This window comes from Mesorhizobium sp. M1A.F.Ca.IN.020.06.1.1, from assembly GCF_004023265.1.
Lineage (GTDB): Bacteria > Pseudomonadota > Alphaproteobacteria > Rhizobiales > Rhizobiaceae > Mesorhizobium.
Window position 1 is genome coordinate 1 of the sequence record NZ_RZSR01000300.1, and the last position, 5989, is coordinate 5989.

Here is a 5989-nt window from a genome sequence, read left to right on the forward strand (position 1 = left end):
GCAGACATCAGCACGATGACGCGCTCGCCAGGCTCTTCCCAGACATGCATTTTCCTGAAGGTCGAAATCGAATCCATGCCGGCATTGGTGCGCGTGTCCGACATGAACACGAGTCCACGATCGATCTTGAGGCCGACGCAATAGGTCATGGTCGCTCTTCTGGTGAATCTTGGCAGAGACTACTGCTCTACCGTGACGGTGACGGCAAGCTTCTCTTCCGCTTGCCCCAGCAGTATTCCCGACACAGGCGAGGCATCGCTATAGTCCCGACCCGTCGCCACTCTTACATAGCGTTCGTCGGGAGAGATACCGTTGGCGGGATCAAAGGCAACCCACCCCAGGCCCGGCACATGCGCTTCTGCCCAGGCATGGCTTGCCGCCTGCTCGACCGTGGCATCCATCATCAGATAGCCGCTGATATAGCGCGCGGGGAAGCCCATCACGCGCGCCACGGCGGTGAAGATGTGGCTGTGATCCTGGCAGACACCGGCCTTCAGCGTTAGCGCTTCTTCCGCCGGCGTCACGGCGCTGGTCGTCCCGGGCTTATAGGCGACGCGCTCCCGGATCGCGCCCATCAGCTTGTGCAGCCTGTCGATATCCGTCCCCTCCCCGACCGAAGCGGCCAGGTCGCGAATGCCGTCGCCGACGGTCGTAAGCGGCGTTTGCTGGCTGAACAGCCAGAGCGGCGCGAAACCATGATGCGCACCGGACACACCGGCGGTGTCGCGCGTCGTCACCTCGCCCGCCGCCTCGACTATGATGGTGTGCTGGCCGCCCTCGGCGCTCACCAGCCGCGTGTCATTGCCGAAATGGTCCGTGAAGCGAACCTCCTCTCGCGCGCCGTCGATTTTGATCACCCAGGACGCAACCGTCTGAGTCGATCCGCTGACCGGCATCAGGCGCAGCCGCTGCAACAGGTACTGCACCGGTGCATCGTAGCGGTACTCGGTCCGGTGTGTGATCTTGAGCCGCATGGCGCCTGTCTCTCCAGCGCTCAGTAGAACCGGTAGTCCAGGGCGATCTCATCCCCCAGCCTGGTGTTGTCACGAATGAATTCCGCCAGGAACTCATGCAGGCCGTGGTCGAAAATATCCTTGATCGACCCCTTCTTCAGCATCGTCTGAATTTTCTCGGCGGTGGCGTGGCAGGCATGGCGCTCGCCATAGTCGTCGGCGAGGAATCTCAAATGCTCGCCGAGGAAGCGATAGCAGAAGGTCAGCGAGCGCGGCATACGGACATTGAGGATCAGATAGTCGGCGATGTTGGTCGGCTTGTAGTCCGCGTCATACACCCACCGATAGGAGCGGTGCGCCGACACCGAGCGCAAGATCGATTCCCATTGATAATTGTCGAGTGTCGAGCCCACCCAGGAGATCGACGGCAAGAGCACATAGTATTTCACGTCGAGGATGCGGGCCGTGTTGTCGGCGCGCTCCACGTAGGTGCCGAGCTGCGAGAAGTCGAAGATCTCGTTGCGCAGCATCGTGCCGTAGAACGAGCCGCGGATCAGCGCCGTTTCGCGCTTGATCGCGTCGAGCACCGTCGGCAGATCGCGCTCGTCGATCGGCCGTGCTAGCATCCGCTTCAGCGACATCCAGGCCTCGTTGATGCTCTCCCAGGTCTCGCGCGTCAGCGCCGTGCGCACCATGCGCGCATTGTTGCGCGCCGTCTCGATCGAGGCCATCGTGCTCGACGGGTTCGAAGTGTCGCGCAGCAGGAAATCCGAGACGTTGGCGACGGTGTAGTCCTGGTATTTCTGCGAGAAGGCCAGGTCGGAGCCGGCGCTGAGCAGCACGGAGTTCCATTCCTCCGACGCGTTCTGCGTCCGCGTCAGCGCCATGCGCAGGCCGGCATCGACCAGGCGCGCCATGTTTTCGGCCCGCTCTATATAGCGGTTCATCCAGTAGAGACCGTTGGCGGTGCGGCCGAGAAGCATGTCAGCTTGCTCCGGTGTCGAGCGAATAGCGAGTAGCGAGTAGCGAGTAGCGAAAAAAAGATTTCATGATCTCTGTTGAAGGCTCCTGATCATCGATCGCAGCATTTTTCCGATTTCGTCAGTTTGGCCACCTTCCAAACAATTAGGTCTCTGTAAGAATTGATTGCGTCGGATCCCCCTCTTTCCCTATTCGCTATTCGCTATTCGCTATTCGCTACTCTCTATTCGCTCTTTAATCGTCCAACACCCACGTATCTTTCGTTCCGCCGCCTTGCGAGGAGTTGACCACAAGCGACCCCTCCTTGAGCGCGACGCGAGTCAGGCCGCCCGGGACGATCTGGATACGATCCGAAACCAGCACATAAGGCCTAAGATCGACATGGCGCGGCGACAGCCCCTTCTCGGTCAGGATCGGGCATGTCGACAGCGCGAGCGTCGGCTGGGCGATGTAGTTGCCGGGTTTGGCCTGCAGCTTCTTGGCGAACGCCTCGCATTCCTTCTTGGTCGCCGCGGGGCCGACCAGCATGCCGTAGCCGCCGGAGCCGTGCACTTCCTTGATGACAAGCTCGCCGATGTGCTCCAGCACATATTTCAGGCTGTCGGGCTCCGAGCAGCGCCAGGTCGGGATGTTGCCGAGGATCGCCTTGCGGCCTGTGTAGAACTCGACGATCTCGGGCATGTAGGAATAGATCGCCTTGTCGTCGGCAATGCCGGTGCCCGGCGCGTTAGCGATGGTGATGTTGCCGGCCCGATAGACATCCATGATGCCCGGCATGCCGAGCGCGGAATCCGGCCGGAAGGTTAGCGGATCGAGGAAGGCGTCGTCCACGCGCCGGTAAAGCACGTCGATCTGCTTGTAGCCTTCGGTGGTGCGCATCGTGACATGGCCGTCGACCACGCGCAGATCCTGTCCTTCGACCAGTTGCACGCCCATCTGGTCGGCGAGGAAGGCGTGCTCGAAATAGGCGGAGTTGTAGCTGCCCGGCGTCAGCACCGCGATGGTCGGCGCGCCCTTTGCGCTCTGCGGCCGCACCGCCGCCAGCGACTGGCGCAGCAGTTGCGGATAGTTCTCCACCGGCCGCACCTTGATCTGCTGGAACAGCTCCGGGAAGAGCTGCATCATCGTCTCGCGGTTCTCCAGCATGTAAGAGACGCCCGACGGCGTGCGGGCATTGTCCTCAAGCACGTAGAATTCGTTCTCGCTGATGCGCACGATGTCGACGCCGATGATGTGGGTGTAGACGCCAGCCGGCGGTCTCACACCGATCATCTCCGGCAGGAACGCTTCATTCTTCGCCACCAGTTCTTTGGGAACGCGCCCGGCGCGCAGGATTTCCTGGCGGTGGTAGATATCGTCGAGAAAGGCGTTGAGCGCCTGCACGCGCTGCTCGATGCCCTGCGTCAGCCGGCGCCATTCCTGGCCGGAAATGATGCGCGGGACGATGTCGAAGGGGATCAGCCGTTCGGAAGCTTCCTGCTCGCCATAGACGGCGAAAGTAATGCCGGTCTTGCGGAAGACGCGTTCGGCGTCCTCCATTTTCTGGGTGAGCCTGGCCGGGTCCTGTTCCTTCAGCCAGCGATCATAAGCCTGGTATGGTCTTCTCAATCCGGAGACTTCCGGAAGCATTTCGTCGAACGCTGCCAATCGCGTACTCCCCTCTGAAGCCATTTCACTGGCCCGGCTGGAGAAAATCAAGCGCAATCGGTGATTTGGGCGGCGCTGGCGGCCGCCCTATGCAAAATGCCTACGATTAGGGCAGCGGGAGCGACGCCGGGTCAGTTCATGCCCGGTGAGCGGGCATCAAACGGCAAATCAGAACGCCCGGAAAGTGACGATGGTGAAGGTGTCCTTGATTCCAGGCAGGATCTGCACCCGTTCATTGATGAAGTGGCCGATGTCTTCCTCGTCGTCGACATAGAATTTTGCGAGCAGGTCGTAATTGCCGGCGGTCGAATAGATTTCGGAGGCGATCTCGGCATCGGCGAGCGCGCTGGCGACCTCATAGGCTTTGCCCAGATCGCACTTTATCTGCACGAAAAATGCCTTCATTTCCCGGTCCTGCCAGTCTTCGCGAATGAGCGGCCCTTGTGGCAGACTGGCGACGGGCTTTCAAGCATCAGGCTGCACGCGCCTTGGCGGCCGCTTGCCGCAACTCCGCGATCGGCATGCCACACCGGCACGGGGACGCCACCAAGGACAGTTCGGGAACACCTCAGGTCAGGTCCTAGCGGAGGCATCCATGCAGGCAAGAAATCTGCGAAACGGTGAAACCACGGCACGCCGGCCAGCGTATGATAGTTGTTCCACGCGAATTCTGGAGGCAGGCCATGCGCCGCGTATTGTTCGCACTCGCTCTCGTTCCGATGGTTCTTGCATCCATGGCCTTCGCCGGTGACGCCGAGATCAAAGCGGCGCAAACAGTCATCGACAGCCAGCTCAAGGCCTTTCTCGCCGATGACGGCGCCACCGCCTACAGCTTCGCCGCGCCAAATGTGAAGCGAATCTTCCCGACCGTCGACACCTTCATGAACATGGTGACCAACGGATATGCGCCGGTGCGCAGGCCGCAGAACTATTCCTTCGGCAAGGTGGAGCAGACCGGGCCGGCCTCGATCGTCCAGCAGGTGCTGATCGTCGGGCCCGACGGCAAGGACTATGAGGCGGTGTACACGCTCGAACAGCAGCCCGACGGCAGCTTTAAGATCACCGGCTGCAGCCTGCGCGCCGCGACTTCGGTGAGCACATAAAAGCGCTCATAGCGCCGGCAGATCGCCCCTCGCCCAGCATTCCGAAATCTCGGCAGCGCGCGTCTCGAAGGCTTTTGCCTCGATCGCGGCGCGGATGTCCTGCATCAGCTTCTGGTAGTAGGACAGGTTGTTCCAGGTGAGCAGCATTGCGCCGAGCGACTCCTGCGAGCGCACGAGATGATGGAGATAGGCGCGCGAATAGTCGCGCGCGGCCGGGCAGTCGCTTTCCTCGTCCAGCGGACGCGGATCGTCCGCATGGCGGGCGTTGCGCAGGTTGATCTTGCCGCGGCGCGTATAGGCCAGACCATGGCGGCCGGCGCGCGTCGGCATCACGCAGTCGAACATGTCGATGCCGCGTGCCACGGATTTCAAGATGTCGTCCGGGGTGCCCACACCCATCAGGTAGCGCGGCCTGTCGGCCGGCAGTTCCGGGCAGGTTATGTCCAGCATCTCCAGCATCACCGCCTGCGGCTCGCCGACCGCCAGCCCACCGACGGCATAGCCTTTGAGGTCCATCGCCGCCAGCGCCTGCGCCGAACGCACGCGCATCACAGCACTGTCGCCGCCCTGCACGATTCCGAACATCGCCTTGCCCGGCTGATCGCCGAACGCCGCCTTGCAGCGTTCGGCCCAGCGCAGCGACAGTTCCATGGCGCGCTCGATTTCCTTCGGCTTGGCTGGAAGCGCCGTACACTCGTCGAGCTGCATCTGGATATCGGAATCGAGCAGCCCCTGGATTTCGATCGACCGCTCCGGCGACATCTCGTAGCGCGCACCGTCGATATGGGAGCGGAAGGTGACGCCCGTTTCGCTAAGCTTCCTCAGATTCGACAGCGACATCACCTGGAAGCCGCCGCTATCGGTCAGGATCGGGTGCGGCCAGCGCGCGAATTCATGCAGGCCGCCGAGCTTCGCCACGCGCTCGGCGCCTGGCCTGAGCATCAAATGATAGGTGTTGGCGAGGATGATGTCGGCGCCGACGCCGCGCACCTGATCCATATACATGGCCTTGACGGTGCCGCCGGTGCCGACCGGCATGAAGGCCGGCGTGCGGATCTCGCCGCGCGGCATGCTGATGAGGCCGCGCCGCGCATTACCGTCGGTGGCGAGCAGCTTGAAAGAGAAAGTCTCAGCCATCGAATTCCTTGTCGTGCACCGGGGCGCCGGGTGCCTGCTCGTCGAGCGACTGCCGGTAGCGGATGCAGCCGCGCATGAATTTCGGCCACGGCGGCACGGCGATCGCCGGCTCGGTCTTCTCCGGCAGCAGGTCCCAGAGGTCGGGATGATGCCAGCAGAGATCATGGC

The 5989-nt window shown here is 62.1% G+C and carries 6 protein-coding genes and 1 pseudogene; 1 reads left to right on the forward strand and 6 read right to left on the reverse strand.

Annotation, left to right across the window (positions count from 1 at the left end):
- The 5 genes and pseudogenes from EOA60_RS39005 to EOA60_RS15155 form a co-directional block, all read right to left on the reverse strand.
- Positions 1 to 149: pseudogene (locus tag EOA60_RS39005) on the reverse strand (peptidase); the annotation flags it as partial.
- A 30-nt stretch (positions 150 to 179) separates the two neighbouring features.
- On the reverse strand, positions 180 to 974 hold the full coding sequence (locus tag EOA60_RS15140) for a transglutaminase family protein (RefSeq protein ID WP_095825321.1): 795 nt from the start codon (positions 972 to 974) through the stop codon (positions 180 to 182).
- A 20-nt stretch (positions 975 to 994) separates the two neighbouring features.
- Complete coding sequence (locus EOA60_RS15145) at positions 995 to 1936, reverse strand: alpha-E domain-containing protein (RefSeq protein ID WP_066992511.1); 942 nt, start codon at positions 1934 to 1936, stop codon at positions 995 to 997.
- A gap of 232 nt (positions 1937 to 2168) precedes the next feature.
- A complete protein-coding gene (locus EOA60_RS15150; protein WP_164746775.1) occupies positions 2169 to 3581 on the reverse strand; it encodes a circularly permuted type 2 ATP-grasp protein in 1413 nt (470 codons plus the stop codon).
- Positions 3582 to 3749: 168 nt separating this feature from the next.
- Positions 3750 to 3986 carry an Lrp/AsnC ligand binding domain-containing protein gene (locus tag EOA60_RS15155; RefSeq protein ID WP_066992504.1) on the reverse strand — a complete coding sequence of 79 codons (237 nt, stop codon included), beginning with the start codon at positions 3984 to 3986 and terminating at the stop codon, positions 3750 to 3752.
- A 278-nt stretch (positions 3987 to 4264) separates the two neighbouring features.
- On the opposite strand from EOA60_RS15155, the gene EOA60_RS15160 reads away from it, so the two are divergent.
- Positions 4265 to 4684, forward strand: coding sequence for a DUF4864 domain-containing protein (locus EOA60_RS15160; protein WP_066992501.1), 420 nt, complete (start codon positions 4265 to 4267; stop codon positions 4682 to 4684).
- A gap of 6 nt (positions 4685 to 4690) precedes the next feature.
- Here the strand turns inward: EOA60_RS15160 and tgt are convergent, their stop codons facing one another.
- Positions 4691 to 5821: a tRNA guanosine(34) transglycosylase Tgt gene (tgt, locus tag EOA60_RS15165; RefSeq protein ID WP_095825319.1), complete on the reverse strand. Its 1131-nt coding sequence runs from the start codon at positions 5819 to 5821 to the stop codon at positions 4691 to 4693.
- Between the last annotated feature and the right edge of the window lie 168 nt (positions 5822 to 5989).

Coding starts and splice junctions, on each gene's coding strand:
- EOA60_RS15155 (WP_066992504.1), bottom strand. CDS start 3,986: ATGAAGGCATTTTTCGTGCAGATAAAGTGCGATCTGGGCAAAGCCTAT.
- EOA60_RS15140 (WP_095825321.1), bottom strand. CDS start 974: ATGCGGCTCAAGATCACACACCGGACCGAGTACCGCTACGATGCACCG.
- tgt (WP_095825319.1), bottom strand. CDS start 5,821: ATGGCTGAGACTTTCTCTTTCAAGCTGCTCGCCACCGACGGTAATGCG.
- EOA60_RS15160 (WP_066992501.1), top strand. CDS start 4,265: ATGCGCCGCGTATTGTTCGCACTCGCTCTCGTTCCGATGGTTCTTGCA.
- EOA60_RS15145 (WP_066992511.1), bottom strand. CDS start 1,936: ATGCTTCTCGGCCGCACCGCCAACGGTCTCTACTGGATGAACCGCTAT.